Consider the following 24,909-nt stretch of genomic DNA (forward strand, 5'->3'; position numbering starts at 1 on the left):
CCGTCTCCCGAGCCGCACGGGCCCCCTCCCCTATGTCCTCCCCTACGTCACCCGGTCCGACAGGGCCCGGAAGTCCTCCCACTCCAGGGCGGGCGGGGAGGGGTCCCACAGCTTCTGCGCCACGGCCCGCAGCGGCATGCGCACGCCCCGGGCGACCTCGGCCGTCGTCTGCGCGCCCGACAGGTCGCACCAGACGGCCAGCCTCCCGCCCACCACACGGTCCGGCCCGGTCAGCTCCGCCGGTTCCGGCTCGGTGCCGCGCAGTACCGCCGGGGTCCACTCCTCGTAGATCCGCTCCCCGGTCGGATAGGTGAACTCGTTGGGCTCGCCGAGGACGTAGTAGAGGTACTCGTCGTTGAGGTTGACCACCTCCCAGCCCTCGCGCAGGTACTCCCCGGGTGGCCGGGCGCCGATCTCCTTGCCCGTCCAGTAGGCGACCTGCCTGGGGCGGCTCGGTTCGACGACCCCGCCGGCGTGCTGCCCGTCGTTCCACACCTGCGGTGTGAAGCCCGCCTTCCGCACGGTCTCGGCGCGGTCGTTGAGCCAGGCCGCCGCCAGGTCCCGCACCCGGGCCCGGGGGCCGTGCTCGCGGCGGGCGGTCTCGGCCAGCTCGGGGTAGGCGGCCTCGGGGTCGGAGCGCATCAGTGCCCGGTACTCGTCACCGCCCAGGTGCCAGTAGGGGCCGGGGCCCGTCTGGTCGCGGAAGAGGGGGGCGTACTCACGCAGCAGGTCGTCCACCAGGCGTGCCGAGCGCGGGTCGGAGATGTCGATCGCGCCGGGCGCCGGATCGCCGTCGGCGTCACGGAGCCGGAGTTCGGGGTGGGCGTCGAGCACCGCGCCGAGGTGGCCGGGCGAGTCGATCTCGGGGATGACGGTGATGTGCCGGGAGTTGGCCAGCTCGACGATCCGGCGCAGTTCGTCCTTGGTGAGGTGGGGGTCGGAGACGACCTCGGGGTGGGAGTCGCTCTCCACCCGGAAGGCCTGGTCGTCGGAGAGGTGGAGCTGGAGCTGGTTGAGCTTGAGGTCGCCCATCTCGCGGATGCGGTCCTCGATCCACCGGGCGCTGAAGTGCTTGCGGGCGATGTCGAGCATGAAGCCGCGCTGCGGGCGGTCGGGCCAGTCGCGGATGGTGCCGCGGGGGATCGAGCCGCCGCCGCGGAGGGCCTGCAGGAGGGTGCGGGTGCCGTGGAAGACGCCGGCGTCGGTGCGGCCGGTGACGGTGACCCGGCCGGTGTCGGCCCTCAGCACGTAGCCCTCGCGGCCTCCGTACCCCTTGTCGGAATCGGCGGAGTCCAGTCTCAGCTCGATGTCGCCGGGCCCGGCCGGTCCGCCGGAGTGCTCCACGTCCAGCTCCCCGGCGAGCAGTTCGGCCTCGTCGGCGAGCGGGCCGCCGGGGTCGGCCACGACGCGGGTGCCGGGGGCGGGCTGCCAGCCGATGCCGGGCTCGGGTTCCCACCGGCGTACGGCGGGGACGGTGGCGGGGGCGGCGGGCAGGGTGACGGCCGGTACGTCGGGGGTCCTCCGGGCGCCCTCGCCCGGCTCTCCGCCGCCGTCCCCCGCGCCGTCCGGCAGCACGAGGAGGGTGACGGCCGTGACGGCGGCGGCCGCCCCGGCCACGACCGCGACGGCGGCGGCCTTCCTGCGGGGATTGCGTCTGCGCCTGCGTCCCATGGGGTGACCGTATTGCCCCTTTCCAGTCCTCGCCCGTCAATCATGCGCCCGGAACTCGTCTCGTCCGGGTGAAAGGAATCTTCCCGCCGACCGACTCCTCCCACTTATCGTTACCGTGACGTCATCCTCCGTCACACGTTCAACCCGGCCGCTCCGGCCGCTCCGGCCGCTCCGGCCGACCCCGCCACCCGCACTCCCGTGTCCCGCGACGTCCCTGACGTCTCCCCGCGCCCGAGGAGCCCATGCGCCTGCCCCCTCAGCGAAGCGAGGCAACGCCGCTCCACCGCCTCAACAACGCCTCCCCCGCCGACCTCCGAGGCGCCCTGCTCGCCTGCTGCGGCAGCCGGCGGTGGGCGGAGAGCATCGCCGCCCACCGCCCCTACCCGGACATCGGGGCGCTGCTCGCCGCCGCCGACGAGGCCAGCTACGACCTCACCGACGAGGATCTGGCCGAGGCCCTGACCGGGGAGCCCGCCGCCGGAGCCGGGCCGGGCGGCCCGCTGTACGGCGGGCGGCACATCGCCATCACCGGCCCCGGCGCGCTCGCCGCGCACACCGCCCTGCGCGCCGCCCACGCCGCGTACGAGAGCCGCTTCGGCCACGCCTTCGTGCTGTGCGTGGACGGGGTGTGCGAGGAGGAGGCGCTCGGCCACGTCCTCACCGCGATCCGCACCCGGCTGGGCAACGAGGCCGAACAGGAGCGCACCGTGGCCGCCGAGGAACTGCGCCGCATCGCGCGCGGCCGGCTGCTGCGGCTGGCCCGGGAGGGGACGCCCCCGGGCCGGCCCCGGCAGCCGCCCCGCCCCGCCGGGCCGGGCGCCTCCGTACCGGCTCCGGCCGGTACCACGTCCCCCGGTCGGGCTCCTAGCCCGTCCGTGCCTGATTGATCACATCTGACCCCCCGGAGGAACCGTACCGACAGGACGTCGTTACCATGGCCATCGGCCGGTGGACCGTACCCGGCCGGGCCAGACCGACACCGAAGCCGGCCGGCCCCGTAAACCGCTCCCGGAGGGTATTTCCGTGCCGGCTGGAACGCTGTACCGCGGCCGGGAAGGCATGTGGTCCTGGGTGGCTCACCGAGTCACCGGCGTCCTCATCTTCTTCTTCCTGTTCGTGCACGTCCTGGACACGTCGCTCGTCCGCGTCTCCCCGGAGGCCTACGACGACACCGTGGCGGTCTACAAGACGCCCATCGTCGCGCTGCTGGAGTACGGCCTCGTGGCCGCCATCCTCTTCCACGCGCTCAACGGCCTTCGGGTCGTCGCCGTCGACTTCTGGTCGAAGGGCACCAAGTACCAGCGCCAGATGCTGTGGACCGTCATGGGCATCTGGATCGTGCTGATGGCCGGGGCGCTGTACCCGGTCCTCGGGCACGCCGTGAGCGAGCTGTTCGGGAGCTGACGACATGGCCTACGACGTAGACAACCCCGCCCCCGTCATCGAGCCGCCCCGCGCCCGCACCGGCCGGACGGCCAAGAAGTTCACGCCCGGCAACTTCGAGATGCACGCCTGGCTGTTCATGCGGCTGTCCGGCATCGTGCTGGTCGTGCTGGTGATCGGCCACCTGCTGATCCAGCTCGTCCTGGACGGCGGCGTCAGCAAGATCAACTTCGCCTTCGTCGCCGGTCGCTGGGCCTCGCCCTTCTGGATGACCTGGGACCTGCTGATGCTGTGGCTGGCGATGCTCCACGGCGCCAACGGTCTGCGGACCATCATCAACGACTACGCCGAGCGTGACGGCACCCGCTTCTGGCTGAAGATGCTGCTGTACACCGCCACGGTGTTCACCGTCCTGCTGGGCACGCTGGTGATCTTCACCTTCGACCCGAACATCCGCTAGAGCCGGGGCTGAGGCGCTTTCATCATGAAGACCCACAAGTACGACACCGTCATCGTCGGCGCCGGCGGCGCCGGGATGCGCGCCGCCATCGAGGCGACCAAGCGCAGCCGCACCGCGGTGCTGACCAAGCTCTACCCCACCCGCTCCCACACCGGCGCGGCCCAGGGCGGCATGGCCGCGGCCCTCGCGAACGTCGAGGAGGACAACTGGGAGTGGCACACCTTCGACACGGTCAAGGGCGGTGACTACCTGGTCGACCAGGACGCCGCCGAGATCCTGGCGAAGGAGGCCATCGACGCCGTCCTCGACCTGGAGAAGATGGGCCTGCCGTTCAACCGGACCCCGGACGGCACCATCGACCAGCGCCGCTTCGGCGGCCACTCCCGCAACCACGGCGAGGCCCCGGTACGCCGGTCCTGCTACGCCGCGGACCGCACCGGCCACATGATCCTCCAGACGCTGTACCAGAACTGCGTCAAGGAGGGCGTGGAGTTCTACAACGAGTTCTACGTCCTGGACCTGCTGATGAGCGAGGTCGACGGGGTCAAGCGCACCGCGGGCGTCGTCGCCTACGAGCTGGCCACCGGCGAGATCCACGTCTTCCAGGCCAAGGCCGTCGTCTTCGCCTCGGGCGGGAACGGCAAGTTCTTCAAGGTCTCCTCCAACGCGCACACCCTGACCGGCGACGGCCAGGCCGCCGCGTTCCGCCGGGGCCTGCCGCTGGAGGACATGGAGTTCTTCCAGTTCCACCCGACCGGCATCTGGCGCATGGGCATCCTGCTCACCGAGGGCGCCCGCGGCGAGGGCGGCATCCTGCGCAACAAGGACGGCGAGCGCTTCATGGAGAAGTACGCGCCCGTCATGAAGGACCTCGCCTCGCGCGACGTCGTCTCCCGCTCGATCTACACCGAGATCCGCGAGGGCCGCGGCTGCGGCCCCGAGGGCGACCACGTCTACCTCGACCTCACCCACCTGCCGCCGGAGCAGCTCGACGCCAAGCTGCCGGACATCACCGAGTTCGCGCGCACCTACCTGGGCATCGAGCCGTACACCGACCCGATCCCGATCCAGCCGACCGCGCACTACGCGATGGGCGGCATCCCGACCAACGTCCAGGGCGAGGTGCTGGCCGACAACACCACGGTGGTGCCGGGCCTGTACGCGGCCGGCGAGGTCGCCTGCGTGTCCGTGCACGGCGCCAACCGCCTGGGCACCAACTCGCTGCTGGACATCAACGTCTTCGGCCGCCGGGCGGGCGTCGCCGCCGCCGAGTACGCCGCGACCGCCGACTACGTGGACCTGCCGGAGGACCCGGCCGCGTTCGTCCAGGGCCAGGTCGAGGCGCTGCGTTCCTCGGAGGGCAGCGAGCGGGTCACCGAGATCCGCAAGGCGCTCCAGGAGACCATGGACAAGAACGTCATGGTCTTCCGCACCGAGCAGACGCTCAAGGAGGCCGTCGAGGAGATCGCCTCCCTGCGCAAGCGGTACCGGAGCGTGTCGGTCCAGGACAAGGGCAAGCGGTTCAACACCGACCTGCTGGAGGCCATCGAGCTGGGCAACCTGCTCGACCTGGCCGAGGTGACGGCCGTCTCCGCGCTGGCCCGCAAGGAGTCCCGCGGCGGCCACTACCGCGAGGACTACCCCAACCGCGACGACGTCAACTTCATGCGCCACACCATGGCGTACCGCGAGGTGGGCGACGACGGCACCGAGTCGATCCGGCTGGACTACAAGCCGGTCGTGCAGACCCGCTACCAGCCGATGGAGCGTAAGTACTGATGGCCACTCCCGTCATGGAGAAGTCCCAGGCCGGTGCCGGCGGCACGGCCGGGGACTCCCCCTACATCACCGCGACCTTCCGGATCCGCCGGTTCAACCCGGAGGTCTCCGACGAGGTCACCTGGCAGGACTTCGAGCTGGAGATCGACCCCAAGGAGCGCGTCCTGGACGCCCTCCACAAGATCAAGTGGGAGATCGACGGCACGCTGACCTTCCGGCGCTCCTGCGCGCACGGCATCTGCGGCTCCGACGCGATGCGTATCAACGGCCGCAACCGGCTGGCGTGCAAGACGCTGATCAAGGACATCAACCCGGACAAGCCGATCACCATCGAGCCGATAAAGGGGCTCACGGTCCAAAAGGACCTGGTGGTCGACATGGAGCCGTTCTTCCAGGCCTACCGGGACGTGATGCCCTTCCTGATCACCAAGGGCAACGAGCCGACCCGCGAGCGCCTGCAGTCGGCCGAGGACCGCGAGCGCTTCGACGACACCACCAAGTGCATCCTGTGCGCCGCGTGCACCTCCTCGTGCCCGGTGTTCTGGAACGACGGCCAGTACTTCGGCCCGGCGGCGATCGTCAACGCGCACCGCTTCATCTTCGACTCCCGCGACGAGGGCGGTGAGCAGCGTCTGGAGATCCTCAACGACCGCGAGGGCGTCTGGCGCTGCCGCACCACCTTCAACTGCACGGAGGCCTGCCCGCGCGGCATCGAGATCACCAAGGCCATCCAGGAGGTCAAGCGCGCGCTGATCACACGCCGCTACTGACATCCCCCTCCGGTCCGCCCGCCACGGGCGGACCGGGGCACGGAGGCGCCCGGCCGGGGAGACCCGGCCGGGCGCCTTCGTCGTGCGCACGGCCCCTGCCGGTCAGGCCGTGAAACGGCCGAGGACCAGCATCGTGACCAGCAGGGCCGCAAGCACTCCCAGGCCGGCGCCGGCCACCCGGCCGCACCTCCGGGACGCGAACACCCCGGCCACTGTCCCCAGGGTCACCAGCGGCACCGCGTACTGCGCGACGGCGATCAGGGCGGCGTCGAAGCGCAGGGGGCCGCGTACGCCGTCCTGGCAGGAGCCGCAGGCGATGGCGATCAGCGGCCCGATCACTCCCGTGAAGAAGCCCGCCACCAGCACCGTCACCGCGAGCCCGGCCGACGCGGCCCGGTCGGCCGCGGTGCGCCTGGGATGGCCGGGAGCCGGGGAGGGCGATGGGGAAACGGTGCCAGCGTTCATGCGGTGGACGCTAACGGCCCTCCCGGGGCACGGCATGCGTCCTCGTACTCAGAAAGGGGGCGGAGTTCCGGACCTGGGCGGCTCAGGCCTGCCTGGAGGCGAGTTCGACGACGGTGATGTCGGATTCGGCGCCCACGCGCACCGGCGGGCCCCAGGCGCCCGCGCCGCGGGTGACGTAGAGCTGGGTGTCGCCGTAGCGCTCCAGGCCGGCGAGGGTGGGGTTGGCCAGGCCGGCGAGGTGGTTGCCGGGCCACATCTGGCCGCCGTGGGTGTGGCCGGAGAGCTGGAGGTCGACGCCGTGGTCCACCGCGTCGTGGATCATGACCGGCTGGTGGGCCATGAGGACCACCGCGCGGGAGGTGTCGCGGTCGTCCAGCGCCCGTGCGAAGTCCGGGCCCTCGCCCTCGGCCTCGCCCGCGAGGTCGTTGACGCCGGCCAGGTCGAAGTGGCGCAGCTCGCGGCGGGCGTTCTCCAGCGGCTGAAGGCCCAGCTCGCGGACGTGGTCGACCCACTCGCCCGCGTCGCCGAAGTACTCGTGGTTGCCGGTGACGAAGTACGAGCCGTCGCGCGAGCGGAGCCGCGACAGCGGCTCGGCGGCGCTGCCGAGCTCGGCGACGCTGCCGTCCACCAGGTCGCCGACGACGGCGACCATGTCGGCGTCGGCCCGGTTGATGGTGTCCACGATCCGCTGGGTGTGGGCGCGGCCCAGGACGGGACCGAGGTGGATGTCGCTGACGACGGCGATGCGGTAGCCGTGGGCGGCGCGGGGCAGCTTGGCCAAGGGGACGGTGACGCGCTTGAGCTTCGGGCCGCGCATCACGCCGTAGGTGCCGTAGCCGACCGTCCCGGCCGCCGCGACGCCCGCTGCGGCGGCCACGGTGCGGGCCACGAACAGCCGGCGCGACGGACCGGCCGGCGGGCGCTCACCCGTTTCGGGACCGGCCTCGGGACCGGGGTCCGCGCCGTCGCGGTCCGCGACGGCCGTGCACACCGTCCCGGCCGGGGCGCCGCCGCCCGCGCCCTCCTCGGCGGACGCGGGCGCGGTGGCGGAGGAGGAGGTGGCGGTGGTGGTGGCGGTGGTGGTGGCGGTGGTGGCGGAGGAGGCGCCCGCGGCGCCTTCTGCAACACCGCTCCCGCCGGCCGCCCGCCGCGCCTCCCGCCGCTCCAGCCAGCGGCGCAGCAGCGGCCGCACCGCCTCACCGGCGATGAGGGCCAGCGTCAGGTAGAGCACCATGGCGAGCCAGAGGAGGCCCGGCCAGGCGAGGATCTGCTTCAGCAGGAAGGGCACGTCCGCCCGTCCGGCGATCTGCGCCGCGACGGTGATCAGCGGCAGCAGGACGAGCAGGGGCGTGCCCACCCGTCTGTACCAGGTGCCGCGCGCCGCCACGTCGCGCACCAGACGCCGCCACAGATACCAGTGCACCGCCGCCAGGATGGCGATCACCAGCACCAGGACGCCCACGAACACCACGGCCATGCCCTGTTCCACTCCCCTGCCCGATTGTCTGTCCTCAGCCGAACGTACCGGCGGCCGTCATGCGTTCCTTCGGCCGTCGTGTGAGGCGCGCAGCGCCCGCAGACCGCGCAGGCCGATGATCCCGATGGCCGTGCCCAGCACCAGCGAGACCACGGCCAGCACCAGGTGGATCCAGAAGTACGTGGTCGGGTCGCCTGCGTCGTCGAACGCCAGGCCACCGCTGTCCTTCCACAGGTTCCTGGTGAAGTTGGTCCACACGAACCAGCTCCACCCTCCGAAGGCGAGCAGGAACCATGAGACGGGGCGAGAGAGTTTCACACCTACAAGTATGTCTATCGGCCCAACGGAATCACTGGCAGGGGCGTCTCCCGCCACCGCGATGGTCCTCTCGGAGGTTCCTCTCCGTCGCCGAGCCGATACGTTCACTCCGTGTCGAAGACTCACCGCGTAATCGCCCGCGCGCGCCGAGTGCGCAGCGCCCGCGGCCTCACCGCCGCCACCGCCCTGCTCCTGCCGTGCCTCCTCACGGGCACTCCGACCGCGGCGCACGCCGTGTCGGACGCCGTGTCGGACGCCGTGTCGGACAAGCCCAAGGAGCCCTCCCCGCCCTCGCGGATGTCCGCCGTCGGCGGGGAACGCCTGGGCCTGCCCGGTGTCCAGATAGAACCCCGGGCCGGGGCCGGCGCCCCCGGACTGCCCGACTCGATCACCTCACGCGCGTGGATCGTCGCGGACGCCGAGACCGGCGACGTGCTGGCGGCGAAGAACGCGCACTGGCCGCTCGCCCCGGCCAGCACCATCAAGATGCTCTTCGCCGACACCCTGCTCCCGAAGTTCGACAAGGACCGGGTCCACCGCGTCTCCCGGGAGGAACTGCTCCGGGTCGGTCCGGGCAGCAGCATGGTCGGCCTCAAGGAGGGCCTGACCTACACGGTCGACGACCTGTGGAAGGGCGTCTTCCTCCGCTCGGGCAACGACGCGGTGCACGCGCTGGCCGAGCTGAACGGCGGCGTGGACAAGACCGTCCGCGAGATGAACGAGCACGCCGGACGGCTCGGCGCGACGGACACCCATGTCGTCAGTCCCGACGGCTACGACGCCGAGGGGCACGTCTCCTCCGCCTACGACCTCACCCTGTTCGCCCGCTCGGGGATGCAGAAGCCGGACTTCCGCGAGTACGCGGCCACCGTCCGCGCCCGGTTCCCCGGGGACGTGGAGAAGGGGAAGGACGGGAAGAAGAAGCGCGGCACCTTCGAGATCCAGAACACCAACCGCCTGCTGACCGGCGCCCCCGGCCTGGAGCCGTACGAGGGCATCGCGGGCGTCAAGAACGGCTACACCACCAACGCCGGGTCCACCTTCACCGGCGTCGCCCAGCGCGGCGACCGGGTGCTGCTGGTGACCGCCATGCACCCCGAGGGGGGCGGCCTGAGCGTCTACAAGGAGACCGCCGCCCTCCTGGACTGGGGCTTCGAGGCGGCCGGGAAGACCGAGCCCGTGGGCGAGCTGGTGCCGCCCGAGGGGGCGTCGGACGGGCTCGGCAAGAACACCGACGACAGGCCCGGCAACCAGGCGGGCGGGGCCGACCCGCAGCCCGCCGGGCCCACCACGCCCACCGCTTCCAGGACGCACGGGGCTTCGGACGGCGCCGGTACGGCCCTGATGATCGTGGCGTCGCTCCTGGTCGCGCTCGGCGCGGGCGCGTACGGGGTGCACCGGCACTGGCCGCTGCCGGGCATGGCCGGTACGCGCGGCCCGGGGCGCGGCCCGCAGGGTCCGGCGGTCCTGGGCAGCCCGGAGAACCCCGGTGCCCTGGAGAGAATCGTGACGAGGCCGCCGGCCCCCGGGAGGCCGGAAGGCGCCGCCTCCGCCTCCGGAGGCGCCGGGAAGGCCTCGGAGAACGGGGACGGGCACGGGGGTGGGGACGGAGACGGGAAGGCCGCCGGATCCGGCGGAACCGCGCCCCCCGAGCCCCCGGCACCCCCGGCGAAGGACGCCGGGACGCCCTGAGCAGTCCGAACAGTCCAGGCAGTCCGAGTAGCACCGCGGTCCGGGAGGACCGCGGCCGGCCCCCTGTTCCGCGCGCCGGGGCGCGTCAGAGCGAGGGGGCCGGAGGCCTGAAGAAGTTCGGCTGCGGAGGCAGGGGCAGGTGCGCGGAACCGCCGAAGGAGAACTCTCTGCGGAGCCGCCACACGCAGTCCTCGCCCTGCTCGTACAGCGCGAAGCCCGTCACCGTCCAGGCGGCCTCGAAGTCGGCCAGTTCCGCGTACGCCCGGTCCATCGCCTCCTCGGCGATGCCGTGGGCGACCGTGACGTGCGGGTGGTACGGGAACTGGAGATCGCGGGCGAGCGGGCCGTCCTCGGCCCGGATCCGCTCCTGGAGCCATCCGCAGGCCGAGGAGCCCTCGACGATCCGGACGAAGACCACCGGAGACAGCGGGCGGAAGGTGTCCGTACCCGACAGCCTCATCGGGAAGGACCGTCCCGCCGCCGCCACCTGGGCGAGGTGCTCCTCGATCTCGGGGCGGCACGCGGGGTCCACCTCGGTCGGCGGCAGAAGGGTCACATGGGTGGGGATGCCGTGGGCCGCGCTGTCACCGAAGCCGGCGCGCCGCTGCTGGAGCAGGCTGCCGTAGGGCTCCGGGACCGCGATCGATACACCGAGCGTGACGGTCCCCACGTGCTTCTCCTTCCTCGTCCCTGCCGTTTCCCTGTCCCCCTGGCCGCCTGGTGCCGTCAGTGCTTGGCGGGTACGAAGCCCACCTTCTCGTACGCCGCGGCCAGGGTCCGCGACGCGACCTCGCGTGCCTTCTCCGCTCCCCTGGCCAGCACCGAGTCCAGCGTCTCGGGGTCGTCCAGATATTCCTGGGTGCGCTCCCGGAAGGGCGCCACCCAGGCGGCGACGACCTCGGCCAGGTCGGTCTTGAGGGCACCGTAGCCCTTGCCCGCGTACTGCTGCTCCAGTTCCGGGATCCCGGTACCGGTGAGGGTGGAGTAGATCACCAGCAGGTTGCTGACGCCGGGCTTGTCCTTCTCGTCGTAGCGGATCTCGGTCCCGGTGTCGGTCACCGCGCTCTTGATCTTCTTGGCGGAGGTCTTCGGCTCGTCCAGCAGGCTGACCACGCCCTTGGGGGAGGCCGCCGACTTGCTCATCTTGACCGTCGGCTCCTGGAGGTCGTAGATCTTCGCCGTCTCCTTGAGGATGAAGGCCGAGGGGACGGTGAAGGTGTGGCCGTAGCGGCTGTTGAAGCGCTCGGCGACGTCGCGGGTCAGCTCGATGTGCTGGCGCTGGTCCTCGCCGACGGGGACGCTGTCGGCCTGGTAGAGCAGGATGTCCGCGACCTGGAGGACGGGGTAGGTGAACAGGCCGACCGTCGTGCCCTCGGCGCCCTGCCGCGCGCTCTTGTCCTTGAACTGGGTCATCCGGGAGGCCTCGCCGAAGCCGGTGAGGCAGTTCATCACCCAGGCGAGCTGCGCGTGCTCGGGCACGTGGCTCTGGACGAACAGGGTGCAGCGCTCCGGGTCGAGCCCCGCGGCCAGGAGCTGGGCGGCGGCCAGCCGGGTGGAGGCGCGCAGCTCCTTCGGGTCCTGCGGGACGGTGATGGCGTGCAGGTCCACGACGGCGTAGAACGCGTCGTGGGTGTCCTGCAGATCGACCCACTGGCGGACGGCACCGAGGTAGTTGCCGAGGTGGAAGGAGCCCGCGGTGGGCTGGATGCCGGAGAGTACACGGGGACGGTCAGTGGCCATGGCGCCATTCTCGCAGAGGGCCGCCGCCGGGATCACCCGTGTTCCGCCTCCCGTGCGGGGCCGGGCACGGGCCCCGGTTCGGCCCCGGCCCGGCTCCCGGACATGGGCCGTACAGGCGTGCCGGCGCACCGGAACGCGCCGCGCCGGAGGGTTTCGGTGCGAAGCGGGAGTACGACGATAGAGATAGGCATCACACGCGGCGACCGCCGCACGATCGCCGGTGCACACGTCCACTCCGCCCACCCGACACGGAGCGTTCCATGGCCACCTCGGCAGAATCGTCCGCCTCCCCAGCCACCGCCTCTCCCGGCTCCGCCGCGCCCGCCGCGCGTACCGCCTCCGCCGAACTGATCGCCGCCGCCGACGCGCACAGCGCGCACAACTACCACCCGCTGCCGGTCGTGGTCTCCTCGGCCGAGGGGGCGTGGATGACCGACGTGGAGGGCCGGCGCTACCTCGACATGCTCGCCGGCTACTCGGCGCTCAACTTCGGCCACGGCCACCCCCGGCTGCTGGCCGCCGCCCACGCGCAGCTGGACCGGCTCACCCTCACCTCCCGCGCCTTCCACCACGACCGCTTCGCCGCCTTCTGCACGGAGCTGGCCGAGCTGTGCGGCATGGAGGCGGTGCTGCCGATGAACACCGGCGCGGAGGCCGTGGAGACGGCGGTGAAGACGGCCCGCAAGTGGGGCTACCGGGTCAAGGGCGTTCCCGACGGGCGGGCACGGATCATCGTGGCGGAGAACAACTTCCACGGCCGCACCACCACGATCGTCAGCTTCTCCACCGACCCCGAGGCGCGTGCCGACTACGGCCCCTACACGCCGGGGTTCGACATCGTCCCCTACGGCGACCTGGAGGCGATGCGGGCCGCGCTCGACGAGAACCCGGACGACACCGTCGCCGTGCTGCTGGAGCCGATCCAGGGCGAGGCGGGTGTCCTGGTGCCGCCGCCGGGCTATCTGGCGGGGGTGCGCGAGCTGACCCGCGAGCGGAACGTGCTGCTTGTCGCGGACGAGATCCAGTCGGGCCTGGGCCGCACGGGCCGGACGTTCGCATGCGAGCACGAGGGCGTGGTGCCGGACGTGTACGTGCTGGGCAAGGCCCTCGGCGGCGGCATCGTGCCGGTCTCGGCGGTGGTCTCCTCGGCTGAGGTGCTGGGCGTCTTCCGGCCCGGCGAGCACGGCTCCACGTTCGGCGGCAACCCGCTGGCCTGCGCGGTGGCGCTGGAGGTGGTCGCGATGCTGCGGACCGGCGAGTTCCAGCAGCGGGCGGCCGAGCTGGGCGAGCACCTCCACCACGAGCTGGGCCTGCTGGCGGGCGGCGGCGCGGTCGAGGCGGTGCGCGGGCGCGGGCTGTGGGCGGGCGTGGACGTCGTCCCGTCCCTGGGCACGGGCCGGGAGATCTCCGAGCGGCTGATGGGGCGGGGCGTCCTGGTCAAGGACACCCACGGCTCGACGATCCGCATCGCCCCGCCGCTGGTGATCTCCAAGGAGGACCTGGACTGGGGGCTGGAGCGGCTCGGCGCGGTGCTGGGCGCCTGAGTACGGGCGCGGGGTTCGCGCGGCGCCCCCCGGCGGGTCATCCGAGGGCGCCGCGCAGCACCGCGCACAGCGCCTCCACCGCCGGGGAGAAGCCGTGCTCGGGCGGGGTGCCGTAGCCGACGACGAGCGCGTCGCGGCCGGGGCCGGAGCACCCGGGGCCGGGCTCCGGGGCGGCCGGGTGGCGGAAGCGCGCCAGCCCCTCCAGGGCCACCCCCGCCCGCCGTGCCGCCTCCAGCACCGGCTCCTCGGCGCCCGGCGGCAGTTCCAGCACGGCGTGCAGCCCGGCCGCGATGCCCGTGACGCGTACCGCGGGAGCGTGCTCGGCGAGCGCGGCCACGAGCTGGTCGCGCCGGCGCCGGTAGCGCAGCCGCATGGCGCGCACATGCCGGTCGTACGCCCCCGAGGCCAGGAAGTCGGCGAGGGTGAGCTGGTCGAGGACGCCGCAGGTCTCGGCCGTCTCGCGGCGGACGGCCAGGACGGGGCCGAGCAGCGCCTCGGGCACCACCATCCAGCCCAGCCGCAGCCCCGGCGCCAGGCTCTTGCTGGTGGTGCCGAGGTAGACCACCCGTTCCGGATCGAGGTCCTGGAGCACGCCGACGGGCCGGCGGTCGTAGCGGAACTCGCCGTCGTAGTCGTCCTCCAGGACCACTCCCCCGGTGGCCCGCGCCCAGTCGACGGCGGCCGTACGCCGGTCGGGGTGGAGGGGGACGCCGGTGGGGTACTGGTGGGCGGGGGTGAGGAGGGCGGCGCGCGCCCCGGCGGTGTACAGGGCGGACACGTCGGCGCCGCGGTCGTCCACCGGCAGCGGCACGGTGCGCGCCCCGGCGCGGGTCAGCAGGTCGCGGTGGATCCACAGGCCGTACGACTCCACCGCCACCGTGGTGCCCAGCACCTCCCCCAGCAGCGCCAGCCCGCGCGCGAACCCGGCGCAGACCACGATCCGTTCGGGGTCGGCGCGCACGCCCCGCGCGCGGGAGAGGTATCCGGCCAGCGCGCGGCGCAGCTCGGGCCGGCCGCGCGGGTCGTCGTAGCCGAGGGCCGCGCTGGGGGCGGCGGTCAGTGCGCGGCGGGCGGAGGTGAGCCAGGCGGCGCGGGGGAAGGCGGAGACGTCCGGCCGCCCGGAGCGCAGGTCGTGGAGGATCCGCGGGGGCGTACGGGCGGGGGCCGCGGGGCCCGGGGGCCGACGCGGGGCGGTGGGACGTGCGCCCGGCGGACCGGCCGGCGCGGTCGGCGCGGCCGGTTCGGCGCGCGGCGCGACGCGGGTGCCCGAGCCCTGGCGGGCCGTCAGCCATCCCTCGGCGACGAGTTCGGCGTACGCGTCGGCCACGGTGTTGCGGGCGACGCCCAGGTCGGCGGCGAGCGAACGGGAGGAGGGCAGCCGGGTGCCGGGGGCGAGGCGGCCGGTGCGGACGGCGTCGCGCAGGGCGCGCATCAGACAGGCGCGCAGGCCCCCCGGCCCGCCGAGGTCCAGATGGAGGTCGCTGCCGGCGCCGACGGCCCCGCCGACGCCCCCGCCGGCCGGGCCACCGGCCGGATTGGCCCAGGATTCCCGCATGGAAGTGGACCATACCCCTGGGCTACCGCCCGCCTAGGGTCGTCACCATGACGACAGTTCACGAACACGGCCCGCGCATGAACCTCTGGAAGCTCGTCCCCGAGGTGTACAAGGGGATGGCCGCCTTCGAGGCAGCGGCGTCGAAGGGGCTGGACCCGGTCATCGCCGAACTGGTCAAGATCCGCGCCTCGCAGCTCAACAAGTGCGCCTTCTGCATCGACATGCACCTGACCGACGCCCGCAAGATGGACATCCCCCGGCTCAAGCTGGACCTGCTCGACGCCTGGGAGGAGGCCCAGGGCCTCTACACCGACAAGGAGCAGGCCGCCCTCGCCCTCACCGAGGCGGTCACCCGGCTGGACGGCGGCACACCGCAGGGGCACTACGTTCCGGACGAGGTCTACGAGCGGGCGGCGAAGAACTTCGAGGAGACCGAACTGGCCCACCTGATCTCGCAGATCGTCTCCATCAACGCCTGGAACCGCTTCCAGGTGGCCACCCGCGCCGTCCCGGGCTCGCTCAGGGACAAGAGCGGACGGTGACCACCCGCGCCCGGGGCGCGGGGGACGCGGTGGGCGCGGTGGGCGCGGTGGGCGCCTTCCGCGCCCTCCACCACGGCGACGCGCCCCTGGTCCTGCCCAATGTCTGGGACGCGGTGAGCGCCCGCGCCTTCGCCGACGCGGGCTTCCCCGCGCTGGCCACCTCCAGCAGCGCGGTGGCCGCCACCCTGGGGTACGCCGACGGCGAGGACACCCCGCCCGGCGAGATGTTCGCGGCCGTCGCCCGGATCGTCCGCGCGGTGGACGTCCCCGTCACCGCCGACATCGAGCGGGGCTACGGGCTGGCCCCGCGGGAGATCGCCGAGCGGCTGCTGGAGGCCGGGGCGGTCGGCTGCAACCTGGAGGACTCCGAACCGGCCGCACGGGGGTTGGCCGATCCGGGGCGCCAGGCGGAGCGGCTGGCCGCGGTGTGCGCGGCGGCGGACGGACGGCTTCTGGTCAACGCCCGGATCGACACCTATCTGCGCGGCGCGGACGACCCGTCGGCGGCCGCGGTGGAGCGCGGGCGGCTGTACGCGGCGGCGGGCGCCGAGTGCGTCTTCCCCATCGCCGCGCCCCCGGACCATCTGCCGGTGCTGGCCGCGCGGATCGGCGCCCCGGTCAACGCCCTGTGCCGCCCCGGCTCCCCCTCCCCCGCCGAACTGGGCGCCCTGGGCGCCTCCCGCGTCACCTTCGGCGGCTCGCTCCACGACCGCGCCGCCGCCGCCGTCGCGGAACTGGCGGCCGGACTGCACGGCGGCCGGGGTCGTCTTTGAGCCAACTTGCCGGCGGCCGTGCCGCAATCGCGGCAGTGGGTTGCGCACGCCCCGGCGGTTGGTGACGATCTCTCAGGAGGCGCCGAGAACCGACACCCGCCGACCGCCCCACGGCGCCGTCCCCTCCAGGACCCCGAAGGCGACGCCGCGCGGTGCGGAAGGCGCCGGAAAGGACACATCGGTGGCAGCGTCCCCCCTGCGCTTACCGGGCCGCCGCCGTGCCCGTTTCCGGGAGATGCAGCGCGCCTGCGAAAGACGCCTCGCCGAGATCGGCGTCGTCTCCGGTCACGGCGACGCCGCGGACACCGCGGGCGTCATGGACGCCGAGGGCATCACGGCCGTCTGCGAACAGGTGGGCCGCCGGCGCGGGCGCACCATCCGCCTCGTCCCGATGGAGCTGGAGGAGCCGCTGCTCCACGGTCTGTGGATCGCCCTGCCGGACACGGACGTCATCGTCTACCGGGCGAACACCAGCAGGCCCCACCAGGAGCACATCATCGCCCACGAACTCTCCCACATCATCTGCGAGCACGACTTCGGCGCGCTCCCCGGGCCGGCCGTGCCGGCGCATCTCTTCCCGGAGGCCGATCCGGACCTCGTCCGCAGGTCGCTGAAGCGCTCCGCCTACGACGACAGGGCCGAGCAGGAGGCCGAGATGATGGCGTCGCTCATCCTGGCGCACGCCCGCCGCAGGGCCGCCCCCGACCCGGAGGAAGCCGACGCCCTGCCGCCCGAGGAGGCCACCGTGATGGCCCGCGTGGAAAGCGTCGTCGGCCGCGGATGATCTACGACGTCCTGTCCCATCTGTGCGCCCTCGTCGGGCTGGCCGCGTTCTGCTACAAGCTCCCCGAACTCCTGCGGCGCAGGGGCGACCCGGCCCTGTGGGCCCTGGAGATCTACTTCCTGTGCTCCGGGATCAGCTTCCTCATCGACCTCAACTGGCTGCGCGACGACGTCTCCCGCCTGTTCGGCTACCCGAACCTCACCACACTCCTGACGCAGGCCGCCGTGGTCGTGCTGACGGCCGCCCAGCAGGTCGTACTGGTCCACTGGTCGCATCCGCCCGAGCGGGCGGCGGTCCTGGCGAGGCGGCGCGTGCTGGCGTTCTCCGCCGCGCTGGCGGTCCTGGTCGTGCTGTTCTTCGTCGTGGAGCCCTACCGGCAGACCGCCTCCGCCGAGGGCACCCTGCTGAGCAACATGCGGGACCGCGACTACGCGGGATACCTGCTCCTCTACATCACCGTCTGCGCGGTGGGGCAGGTCGGGGCCGTACGGCTGTCCTACCGCTACGCGCGCATCGCCCGCCGCACCTGGCTGCGCGCGGGCATGTGGACGGTCACCGCCGGCGCCTCGCTCATCCTGCTCTACTGCGCCATCCGCTACACCCAGATCACCGGCACCCAGCTCGGCCACGACATGAGCGCCTGGGAGCCCGCGTACTGGCTGGCCGGGAGCGTGGGGGCACTGCTGCAGGTGTTCGGCTGGACGGTGCCGTCCTGGGGGCCCGCCCTCTCCGGCCGGCTGCGCGGCTACCGCTCCTACCTGCGACTGCGCCCCCTGTGGTGGGCCCTGTACGAGGCGGTGCCGGCGATCGCGCTCGAACCGCCGCCCAGGCGGCCGCTGGACCTGCTCCCGCCGGCCGGCCTCGACTACCGGCTCCACCGGCGCGTCATCGAGATCCTCGACGGCTGCCACGCCCTGGGCCCGCACCTGCCGCGCGGCACGGAACGGGGCTCCCCCGCCGACGAGGCCCGGCTGCTGAGGTCCGCCCTCGACGCGCGGGCCGGGGCCCCGGCGGACCCCCCGCCCTCCCTGCCCGCCGCACCGCCCCCGCCGGCCGAACACCGGGGCGGCTCCGGCAGCTCGGGCGGCTTCGCGCAGGAGGTGGCCTGGCTGTCCGAGGTGGCCAGGGCCTTCGCCCGGCTCCCCGCCGCCCGCCCGGCCGCCTCACGGGCCGCGGCAGAACGGACCGCAGCCGAACGGGCGGCCTCCGAACAGGCGGCATCCGAACGGGCCGCAGCACCGCGGGGAAGCGATCACTCCTGATCCCTGCCCCTGCCTCCCGATCCCCGCCTCCTGACTCCTGGCTCCGCCAGGACCGAACCCGCCAGGAAACCGATGGAACCCCGCCCGCCCTCTCCGCCGGACGTCCGCGCCATGACGGCCGAACTCCTCGCGCTCGACCGGACGCTGGGAGCACGCCACGCCGCTCCCGTGGCGCTGCGGTCCGTGCGGGCGGTCGAGGCGGCCGAGGCGGTGGGGGCCCTCGGCACAGCGGCCGCGGACCCGGCGGACCTCGCCGACCTCGCGGAGTTCTTCGAGGTCGCCGCCTGGATCCTGTTCGACGCCGAGCGGCACGGGCCGTCGTACCGCCTCAACCGGCGGGCGCTCGCCCTGACCCGCCGCCTGCCCGGGGAGGAGCGCTCCATCGAGCTGCTGGTGCTCTCCGTGCTGAGCATGCAGCAGGCCCACCTCATGCGCCCCCGCGCGTCCCTGCGCACCTCCGCGGCCGTCCTGGCCGGGCGGGACCTGCCGCCGCGGGTGGCCGCCCTGTTCCATGTGCGCCAGGCGCGCGCGTACGCCCAGCTCGGCGACGGGGCGCGGGCGCTGCGCTCCCTCGACACCGCCCGGGAGATGTCCGCGGACGGCCCCTCGAAGCGGGATCCCGCCTGGAGCTGGTGGTTCGACCGCGCCGAACTCGACGGCCACCACGGGCTCGTCCTGGCCGACCTGGGGGACGCGGAGGGGGCCGCGGCCCTGCTCCACGCGGCCGTCGCGTCCGACGGCGGTCCCGCCTACCGCGCCCTGTTCGCCGCCGACCTCGCCCGCGTCCTGGCCCGCGCGGGCGCGTGGCGCGAGACGGACGCCCTGCTGTCCGCCCTGGCGGAGAGCGCTCCCCGCATGGGGTCCGTACGCGCCCTGAACTCCCTGCGGCAGGCGGTCGCCGCCGTCGGGGAGGGCCGCCGGGTGCCGCGCGCGCTGCGCGGCACCACCGAAGACCTGGCCGGGCTGCTCGCACGGGAACTCCCCCGCGGGCGGCCCGGTGAGGAAGAAGTCCACCACCCGCCCACCGAGCCGACGGAGTCCCGATGACACCGCACACCTCCCGCCCCGCCCGCCGCACCCGCCTCGCCGTCCTGCTGGCGGCCCTGCTCTGCGCGGCGGGCGCGTCCACCGCGTTCACCACCACGCTCCAGACGGGGGACGCCAGACCCGCCGCCGCCCGCGCCGAGGTGTCCGGGACGTCCGGGACGTACAAGTCCCCCCACACCGAGCCGTACGTGCGCACCCAGCTCTTCTTCGGCACCGGCCGCCACGGCGGCGAGCCGCCGATCACCGAGGAGCAGTTCATGGACTTCCTGAACAAGTACGTCACCCCGCGCTTCCCCGACGGCCTCACCCTCCAGGAGGGCTACGGCCAGTGGCGCGACAGGACCGGCTCCATCAACGGCGAGCGCTCCTACGAGCTGATCCTGCTCTACCCCCGCGAGCAGGCCGAGGCCCGCGACGCCGACATCGAGTACCTCCGGAACCGGTACACCAGGATGTACGAGCTGGAGTCCGTCGGCCGGGTGGACGAGCAGGTGCGCGCCGACTTCTGAGGCCCCGCCTCCCCGCCCGTGTCCCGTCCCCCGCCGGATCGTTGTTCCGGCGGGGGACGGGTTCCGGCATCGAGGCCCTCACCTGGCGCATGATGGTGGCGTCCCCCGTGAGGCAGGCAGTCCGGCACGAACGTGCACGGCCACAGCGAGGGACCAACCGTGAAAGATCCCGTGACGACACCGCTGCCCGACCGGGGACCGTACGACATGCTCCACACCTACGCGCGGATCGAGCAGACCGGACTGCCCGAGGGCCTGCGAGCCGAGCTCATCGGAGAGGAGGTTCATCCCTCCGAGACCCACGAACCACCACAACTGGATCTACAGCGAGCTGCACCACCTTCTCGCCCATCACTCCAGGGAACGCGGCTGGTCCGTCACCAACACCACCACCGTCGCCCTCCCCGCCACCGGCGAGCGCTACGTCCCCGATCTCCTGATCTGCGAGTCGGCCGTGCTGCGCGACGCCCGGGAGTGGCAGGTCCCCGCCGAGGACGTGCTGCTCGTCGGTGAGATCACCTCGATGTCCACGGTCCTGCGCGACCGCAAGAACAAGGCGCAGGGCTACGGCCGGTCGCGCGTACCGCTCTACCTGCTGGTGGACCCGCTGGACGGGGAGGGAAGCGCGACGGTGTTCGCCGAGCCGGACGGTTCCGGCCGCTACCGGGTGGAGCACCGGGTGCTGTTCGGCGAGAGGTTCACGCTCCCCGAGCCGTTCGGCCTGGAGATCGACACCTCGGTCCTCCGCCCGGAGTGACCTCGCGCCGGCGCCGTCCCCATCGCGGACGGCGCCGGCGCCCCGTAATGGGCGATCCGCCGCCCGATCTCCCTCAGGTCCGTTCCCTCGTCCATCCCCGCACCTCCGTGAATCAAGGACATCCGCTTGATTCACGGACTGCTCCGGCCTCCATTCACCAGACAGCGCCGCACGTGCGTCTCACCGCGCCGGGCCGCGCCACCGGCCCCGGCCCGGAACGGCGGGCAAGCCCCTTCGACGCATCGGCTCCGGCCCGTCCCTGCCACACGGCACAGCGGCGGCCGCGAGGGTCCCTTTCGCCGGAACCCCTGCTCCCAAAACGAATTGAGCGAAGGAATCGCCTCGCTTACGGTTGGCCGATGGCATCGCTCAGACAGGTCCAGGTCACCTTCGACTGCGCGGAACCGGAGCGCCTCGCCCGCTTCTGGTGCGAGGTACTGGGGTACGTCGTACCGCCGCCCCCGGAGGGGTTCGCCACCTGGGACGACTACAGCGGCTCGCTGCCGCCCGAGGAGCGGGACTCGTGGTTCGCCTGCGTCGATCCCTCCGGTGCGGGCCCGCGGCTGTTCTTCCAGCGCGTTCCCGAGGGCAAGACCGCCAAGAACCGGGTGCACCTCGACGTGCGGGCCGGCGCCGGGCTCGTGGGTGACGAGCGCCTGGCCACCCTTGAGGCCGAATGCGCACGGCTGATGGCTCTCGGCGCGAAACACGTGCTGACGCAGCGCGCCGACGGCGTCAACGAGTCGTGCATCACGATGCAGGACATCGAGGGCAACGAGTTCTGCCTCGACTGACCGCCCTCCGCGAACGGACCCGCGAAGCCCCGGAACTCCCTCGACTCCTCCGGCCGGTGTCAGTCCTGCGAGTTCGCCTGACCGTGCGCGATGTCGACGACGATCCGGTTCTCTTCGGCCTTCACCCGGAACCCCGCCCGGCCGCCGCCTTCGGGGTCCACACCGATCCCTACACCCATCTCTCCCTCGAAGACCCCCAGGTCCCGTACCTCGCGGATGGCGGAAGTGCCTTCCCGGTCCTCGAAGGTGCTCCGCGGTGTGACTCCGACGAAGACGATCTTCAGCCGGTGCTCGCCGGCGATGCGGACCTCCTCGCCCAGCCCGCCGTGGCGCAGCGTGTCCACGTACTCGGCGAAGTAGTCCGGAACCCCGTCCGCGAACTCGAAGCTGATCCGGTCGTACGCGTCGTGGCCGCTCACCCGTACGTCCTTGAGCGCCGGAGCGGCGGACGCGCCCGTCCACCGGCCCTCCCCCGACTTCCTGGACGCGTCCTGCGGGGCTCCCGCCGGCCGGTCGCCCGCCTCCGGGGACGGCGAGGGGGCGCCGGGGCCGGAGACGCTCGCGGACTCCTCGGCCGTGGGGACGGGCTCCCCGGCGCTGTTCGGGCCCCCGCCGCCGCAGCCGGCCATGAGCAGGACGGCCGCGAGGGTGGTCGCGGACAGGGCGCAACGGCGCGGCATGGTGAACTCCGCTAAGTGGGCGACCGGATGAGGACGGCTTGGGGATCCCGCAGGTAAACGGTCACACAGGGGGTGATCCTCTACCAAGAGCGGACGCCCCTCCGGAAGTCGCCGTACCGCTCCGGTGCGCCCCGCACCGGGTGGGCGTCCCCTCCCCACCCGGCAGGCGCGCGGCCGTGCGGGTCAGCCGCGGTGGGCGGCCTGGGCCAGGAGGACCACGGCCACGGTGGAGACGGTCACCAGGAGGCTGGTCCAGGTGCACGACTCCAGGCGCCTACGGCGCGTGCGGTGGGACATCACCCCCGGCACCCTCTCCGGTCCGGGCAGCCGAACGGGGCTGTGTGGTCGGCGGGTTCGGCAGGTCGGGCCGGTTCGGCGATACGGCGGGCGTGGATGGTGAGGGCGGCGGTCTCGTACGTCCAGCCGGGCCCGGTGTCCGCCTCGGCCCGGACGCGGGCCGGGTCGTGGAAGACCGGCGGGGCCAGGCAGCCGCGCATCCCGCGCAGTATCGCGGGCACGTCCTGCCCGAGCAGTACGCCGTGGAGCAGGCGCGGCAGGAGCCGGTACGGGTCCTGCTCCGGCCGTACGGTCCAGCACAGCCGGTACCAGTGCCCGGCGCCGGGAGGCGGCGCGGCGGCGGGTTCTGGCGCACCGGGCGCGGGGTGGCACGGGCAGGCGCACGCCAGGTGGCGGACGCCGGGGACACCGCTGTCGCGCGGTTCGCCGTCGGCGCAGCGCCCGTGCCGGCCGATCACGCAGGACGGGGAGCGGTACTCCGTCTCGTTCACCATCGGGCACCCCCGGCCGCCGCGTGGATGTTCCGGGTGTCCAGGTCCAGGCCCATGGTCGCCAGCCACAGCACCCGCCTCCGTCGCCGCCGCGCCGCCCGTTCGTGGGCCGTCCGCTCGTGGGCCGCCCAGTACGGCCGCACCAGCGCCGAGTCCGCCCCGTCCAGGGGCCGGGCCTGCTCACGGCTGTACGGCGAACGCGGCGCCGGGATCCGGGCGACGGCACTCGCGCCGGTCGGCGCGGGCCGGGCGGAGGCCGTCCGGCGCAGGGGCGCCGGGGCCTGGACGGGGGTCCTGCGGTGTCGGCCGCTGGCCGGAAGCAGCCGGGCGAGCAGCGCTGCGAGGACAGGACGGCGTGCCCGTCCGAGGGCACGCGCGATAAGGTCGCGCACGTCATCAACTCCTGTGTAGTTGGTGGCCACGCCCCCGGACCGGTTGCGTCGGTCGCGGGGGTCTTTCCGTTCCGGCGTGAAGCAAATCACACCGTGATGTATCTAGATGTATCACGATGTAGATAGAGCTAGCCATGCGAACTGTTGTATGACTAGCTAGCTTCAAGGCATGAGCCTTGATCCGGAGTCGGGACGCCCGCTGTACATGCAACTGGCGGATGTGATCGAAGCGAAGATCGCGAGCGGTGAGTACGCGCCGGACCGGATGATCCCGACTCCGGCCCGCCTCTCCGAGGAGTACGGGATCGCCCAGATGACCGCGCGCCGCGCCATGCGCGAACTGCGGGAGCGCGAGCTCGTCTACACAGTGCCCGGCAAGGGTTCCTACGTCGTTCCCGAGCCCAAGACCTCAGACGGCTGACCCCTTGATCGACTTCGCCTCCGACGTACCCCGGTGGATGCAGGTGGCCGACGTGATCCGGCAGCGGATCGCCGACGGCACCTACCCGCCGCGCACCCGCGTGCCCTCGGTGATCCAGTTACAGGCCGAGTTCGGCATCGCACAGGCCACCGCGCAGAAGGTGCTCACCCGGCTGCGCGCGGAGGGCGCCACGTACACCGTGCCGGGTCTCGGCAGCTTCGTGGCCGAGACCGAGGAATAGGTCCGTAGACGAACGGCGGGCCCGGAACGCATCTCGCGTTCCGGGCCCGTGGCCGTGGGGGCTGCCCCCTGCGGGGCGGGTCCTTACGGGGCCGGTTCCTTACGGGAGCCACTTCTCCCAGGTGGACTTGTTCTCCTCGACCCACTTGGCCGCCGCGTCCTTTGAGGACATGCCGTCGCCGGCGATCCACTTGGCGACCTGGTTCTGCTGCTCGGTCGACCAGTTGAAGTTCTTCAGGAACTGCGCGGCGTCGCCGCCGTCCTTGACGAAGTCGGCGTTGAGGTATTTCTGCAGCGGGGTGTTGGGGTAGGCGCAGGCGACCTTCTCCGGGTCGGCGTCGCAGCCCTCGGTGTACTCGGGCAGCTTCACCTCGACGAAGTCGATCTCGGCGTTCAGCCACTGCGGCGTCCACCAGTACGTCAGGAAGGGCTTCTTCTCCTTGACGTACTTCTTGATCTGGGTGATCTGGGCGGCCTCGCTGCCCGCGTAGACCGTCTTCAGGTCCAGGTCGAGGTTCTTGATGATCGCGTCGTCGTTGGTGGTGTACGACGGCGAGCCCTCCAGGAGCTGGCCCTTGCCGCCGCTCTCGGTGGTCTTGAACTCGTCGGCGTACTTGTTGAGGTTCTTCCAGTCGGTGACGTCGGGGTTCTCGTCCGCGAAGTACTTGGGCACGAACCAGCCGATGTGGCCGGTCACGCCGAGGTCGCCGGCCGCCACGACCGTCTCGCGCTCCTCGACGTAGCGCTTCTCCTTCTTGGGGACGCCGCCCCAGTCCTCCAGGATCGCGTCGACCTTGCCGCTGTCGAGCGCGTCCCAGGCGACCGGCTCGTCCATCTGCTGGAGCTTGACCTTGGCGCCCAGCTCCTCCTCCAGGATGTGCTTGGCGACGGCCGCGTTGGCCTCGGCGCCGACCCAGGAGGGGACGGCGATGGTGACGGTGTCGCCGCCGCCGGAGGAGGAGGCGCCGGTGTCGGCGGCGCCGCAGGCGCTGAGCGCGACCATGCCGAGGACGGCCGATCCGGCGGCCAGGGTGGTGCGTATCCGCTTGCTGTGCATGGGGAACGG

General features: G+C 72.9%; 28 protein-coding genes. 17 read left to right on the forward strand and 11 right to left on the reverse strand.

Features of this window, described 5'->3' with window-relative positions:
* Positions 1-42 precede the first annotated feature (42 nt).
* On the reverse strand, positions 43-1,671 hold the full coding sequence (locus BM237_RS20155) for a beta-N-acetylhexosaminidase (RefSeq protein ID WP_093851114.1): 1,629 nt from the start codon (positions 1,669-1,671) through the stop codon (positions 43-45).
* A gap of 242 nt (positions 1,672-1,913) precedes the next feature.
* Here BM237_RS20155 and BM237_RS20160 point away from each other — a divergent pair, with 242 nt between their 5' ends.
* From BM237_RS20160 to BM237_RS20180, 5 genes are all read left to right on the forward strand, one after another.
* The gene (locus BM237_RS20160; protein ID WP_093851115.1) at positions 1,914-2,558 is read left to right on the forward strand and encodes a 2-oxo-4-hydroxy-4-carboxy-5-ureidoimidazoline decarboxylase; all 645 of its coding nucleotides are present in this window, start codon (positions 1,914-1,916) and stop codon (positions 2,556-2,558) included.
* A gap of 136 nt (positions 2,559-2,694) precedes the next feature.
* Positions 2,695-3,075 (forward strand): succinate dehydrogenase, cytochrome b556 subunit, encoded by a 381-nt coding sequence (sdhC, locus tag BM237_RS20165; RefSeq protein ID WP_093851116.1) that lies wholly within the window; start codon positions 2,695-2,697, stop codon positions 3,073-3,075.
* Positions 3,076-3,079: 4 nt separating this feature from the next.
* On the forward strand, positions 3,080-3,514 hold the full coding sequence (locus BM237_RS20170) for a succinate dehydrogenase hydrophobic membrane anchor subunit (RefSeq protein ID WP_093851117.1): 435 nt from the start codon (positions 3,080-3,082) through the stop codon (positions 3,512-3,514).
* 24 nt (positions 3,515-3,538) lie between these two features.
* A complete protein-coding gene (sdhA, locus tag BM237_RS20175) occupies positions 3,539-5,293 on the forward strand; it encodes a succinate dehydrogenase flavoprotein subunit (protein ID WP_093851118.1) in 1,755 nt (584 codons plus the stop codon).
* Positions 5,293-6,063, forward strand: a complete 771-nt coding sequence (locus BM237_RS20180; RefSeq protein WP_093851119.1) for a succinate dehydrogenase iron-sulfur subunit — start codon at positions 5,293-5,295, stop codon at positions 6,061-6,063. The genes sdhA and BM237_RS20180 overlap by 1 nt, the downstream gene beginning before the upstream one ends.
* Before the next feature lie 102 nt (positions 6,064-6,165).
* Here BM237_RS20180 and BM237_RS20185 read toward each other — a convergent pair whose 3' ends face one another.
* From BM237_RS20185 to BM237_RS20195, 3 genes are all read right to left on the reverse strand, one after another.
* Positions 6,166-6,528, reverse strand: a complete 363-nt coding sequence (locus tag BM237_RS20185) for a hypothetical protein (RefSeq protein WP_093851120.1) — start codon at positions 6,526-6,528, stop codon at positions 6,166-6,168.
* 82 nt (positions 6,529-6,610) lie between these two features.
* Positions 6,611-8,005, reverse strand: a complete 1,395-nt coding sequence (locus BM237_RS20190; RefSeq protein ID WP_093851182.1) for a metallophosphoesterase — start codon at positions 8,003-8,005, stop codon at positions 6,611-6,613.
* Between the two features lie 57 nt (positions 8,006-8,062).
* The gene (locus BM237_RS20195; protein WP_093851121.1) at positions 8,063-8,323 is read right to left on the reverse strand and encodes an SCO4848 family membrane protein; all 261 of its coding nucleotides are present in this window, start codon (positions 8,321-8,323) and stop codon (positions 8,063-8,065) included.
* 111 nt (positions 8,324-8,434) lie between these two features.
* Between BM237_RS20195 and BM237_RS20200 the strand changes: the two genes are divergently transcribed.
* A complete protein-coding gene (locus BM237_RS20200; protein WP_245793808.1) occupies positions 8,435-10,015 on the forward strand; it encodes a D-alanyl-D-alanine carboxypeptidase family protein in 1,581 nt (526 codons plus the stop codon).
* Between the two features lie 85 nt (positions 10,016-10,100).
* Here BM237_RS20200 and BM237_RS20205 read toward each other — a convergent pair whose 3' ends face one another.
* Both BM237_RS20205 and trpS read right to left on the reverse strand, forming a co-directional pair.
* Positions 10,101-10,685 (reverse strand): 2'-5' RNA ligase family protein, encoded by a 585-nt coding sequence (locus tag BM237_RS20205; RefSeq protein WP_093851122.1) that lies wholly within the window; start codon positions 10,683-10,685, stop codon positions 10,101-10,103.
* Positions 10,686-10,741: 56 nt separating this feature from the next.
* Positions 10,742-11,755, reverse strand: a complete 1,014-nt coding sequence (gene trpS, locus BM237_RS20210; RefSeq protein WP_093851184.1) for a tryptophan--tRNA ligase — start codon at positions 11,753-11,755, stop codon at positions 10,742-10,744.
* Positions 11,756-12,015: 260 nt separating this feature from the next.
* On the opposite strand from trpS, the gene rocD reads away from it, so the two are divergent.
* Positions 12,016-13,299: an ornithine--oxo-acid transaminase gene (rocD, locus tag BM237_RS20215; protein WP_093851123.1), complete on the forward strand. Its 1,284-nt coding sequence runs from the start codon at positions 12,016-12,018 to the stop codon at positions 13,297-13,299.
* Between the two features lie 37 nt (positions 13,300-13,336).
* Here rocD and pdxR read toward each other — a convergent pair whose 3' ends face one another.
* A complete protein-coding gene (gene pdxR / locus BM237_RS20220; RefSeq protein ID WP_093851124.1) occupies positions 13,337-14,854 on the reverse strand; it encodes a MocR-like pyridoxine biosynthesis transcription factor PdxR in 1,518 nt (505 codons plus the stop codon).
* Positions 14,855-14,901: 47 nt separating this feature from the next.
* Between pdxR and BM237_RS20225 the strand changes: the two genes are divergently transcribed.
* The 8 genes from BM237_RS20225 to BM237_RS20260 all read left to right on the forward strand — a co-directional run bounded on the left by BM237_RS20225 (position 14,902) and on the right by BM237_RS20260 (position 21,322).
* The gene (locus BM237_RS20225) at positions 14,902-15,396 is read left to right on the forward strand and encodes a carboxymuconolactone decarboxylase family protein (protein WP_245793810.1); all 495 of its coding nucleotides are present in this window, start codon (positions 14,902-14,904) and stop codon (positions 15,394-15,396) included.
* On the forward strand, positions 15,393-16,169 hold the full coding sequence (locus BM237_RS20230; RefSeq protein ID WP_093851126.1) for an isocitrate lyase/PEP mutase family protein: 777 nt from the start codon (positions 15,393-15,395) through the stop codon (positions 16,167-16,169). The genes BM237_RS20225 and BM237_RS20230 overlap by 4 nt, the downstream gene beginning before the upstream one ends.
* A gap of 181 nt (positions 16,170-16,350) precedes the next feature.
* Positions 16,351-16,953: a M48 family metalloprotease gene (locus BM237_RS20235; protein ID WP_139238136.1), complete on the forward strand. Its 603-nt coding sequence runs from the start codon at positions 16,351-16,353 to the stop codon at positions 16,951-16,953.
* A complete protein-coding gene (locus BM237_RS20240) occupies positions 16,950-18,215 on the forward strand; it encodes an MAB_1171c family putative transporter (RefSeq protein ID WP_175541077.1) in 1,266 nt (421 codons plus the stop codon). The genes BM237_RS20235 and BM237_RS20240 overlap by 4 nt, the downstream gene beginning before the upstream one ends.
* Positions 18,216-18,287: 72 nt before the next feature.
* A complete protein-coding gene (locus tag BM237_RS20245; RefSeq protein WP_093851128.1) occupies positions 18,288-19,262 on the forward strand; it encodes an NsdA family TPR-like regulatory protein in 975 nt (324 codons plus the stop codon).
* Positions 19,259-19,771, forward strand: a complete 513-nt coding sequence (locus BM237_RS20250) for a DUF3574 domain-containing protein (RefSeq protein WP_093851129.1) — start codon at positions 19,259-19,261, stop codon at positions 19,769-19,771. Before BM237_RS20245 ends, BM237_RS20250 begins: the two co-directional genes overlap by 4 nt.
* A 286-nt stretch (positions 19,772-20,057) precedes the next feature.
* Positions 20,058-20,528: a Uma2 family endonuclease gene (locus BM237_RS20255; protein ID WP_093851130.1), complete on the forward strand. Its 471-nt coding sequence runs from the start codon at positions 20,058-20,060 to the stop codon at positions 20,526-20,528.
* Between the two features lie 359 nt (positions 20,529-20,887).
* Positions 20,888-21,322, forward strand: a complete 435-nt coding sequence (locus BM237_RS20260) for a VOC family protein (RefSeq protein ID WP_093851131.1) — start codon at positions 20,888-20,890, stop codon at positions 21,320-21,322.
* 59 nt (positions 21,323-21,381) lie between these two features.
* Here BM237_RS20260 and BM237_RS20265 read toward each other — a convergent pair whose 3' ends face one another.
* The 3 genes from BM237_RS20265 to BM237_RS20275 all read right to left on the reverse strand — a co-directional run bounded on the left by BM237_RS20265 (position 21,382) and on the right by BM237_RS20275 (position 23,182).
* Positions 21,382-22,002 (reverse strand): AMIN-like domain-containing (lipo)protein, encoded by a 621-nt coding sequence (locus BM237_RS20265; protein ID WP_093851132.1) that lies wholly within the window; start codon positions 22,000-22,002, stop codon positions 21,382-21,384.
* 296 nt (positions 22,003-22,298) lie between these two features.
* A complete protein-coding gene (locus BM237_RS20270) occupies positions 22,299-22,793 on the reverse strand; it encodes a hypothetical protein (RefSeq protein WP_093851133.1) in 495 nt (164 codons plus the stop codon).
* Positions 22,787-23,182 (reverse strand): hypothetical protein, encoded by a 396-nt coding sequence (locus tag BM237_RS20275; protein WP_175541075.1) that lies wholly within the window; start codon positions 23,180-23,182, stop codon positions 22,787-22,789. The genes BM237_RS20270 and BM237_RS20275 overlap by 7 nt, the downstream gene beginning before the upstream one ends.
* A gap of 169 nt (positions 23,183-23,351) precedes the next feature.
* On the opposite strand from BM237_RS20275, the gene BM237_RS20280 reads away from it, so the two are divergent.
* Together BM237_RS20280 and BM237_RS20285 are read left to right on the forward strand one after the other, a co-directional pair.
* A complete protein-coding gene (locus BM237_RS20280) occupies positions 23,352-23,603 on the forward strand; it encodes a GntR family transcriptional regulator (protein ID WP_093851134.1) in 252 nt (83 codons plus the stop codon).
* Positions 23,604-23,607: 4 nt separating this feature from the next.
* Positions 23,608-23,844 carry a GntR family transcriptional regulator gene (locus BM237_RS20285; RefSeq protein WP_245793812.1) on the forward strand — a complete coding sequence of 79 codons (237 nt, stop codon included), beginning with the start codon at positions 23,608-23,610 and terminating at the stop codon, positions 23,842-23,844.
* Positions 23,845-23,943: 99 nt separating this feature from the next.
* Here the strand turns inward: BM237_RS20285 and BM237_RS20290 are convergent, their stop codons facing one another.
* Positions 23,944-24,900 carry an ABC transporter substrate-binding protein gene (locus tag BM237_RS20290; protein ID WP_093851135.1) on the reverse strand — a complete coding sequence of 319 codons (957 nt, stop codon included), beginning with the start codon at positions 24,898-24,900 and terminating at the stop codon, positions 23,944-23,946.
* Positions 24,901-24,909: the final 9 nt, after the last annotated feature.

The organism is Streptomyces mangrovi, assembly GCF_900114215.1.
Classification (GTDB): domain Bacteria; phylum Actinomycetota; class Actinomycetes; order Streptomycetales; family Streptomycetaceae; genus Streptomyces; species Streptomyces barkulensis.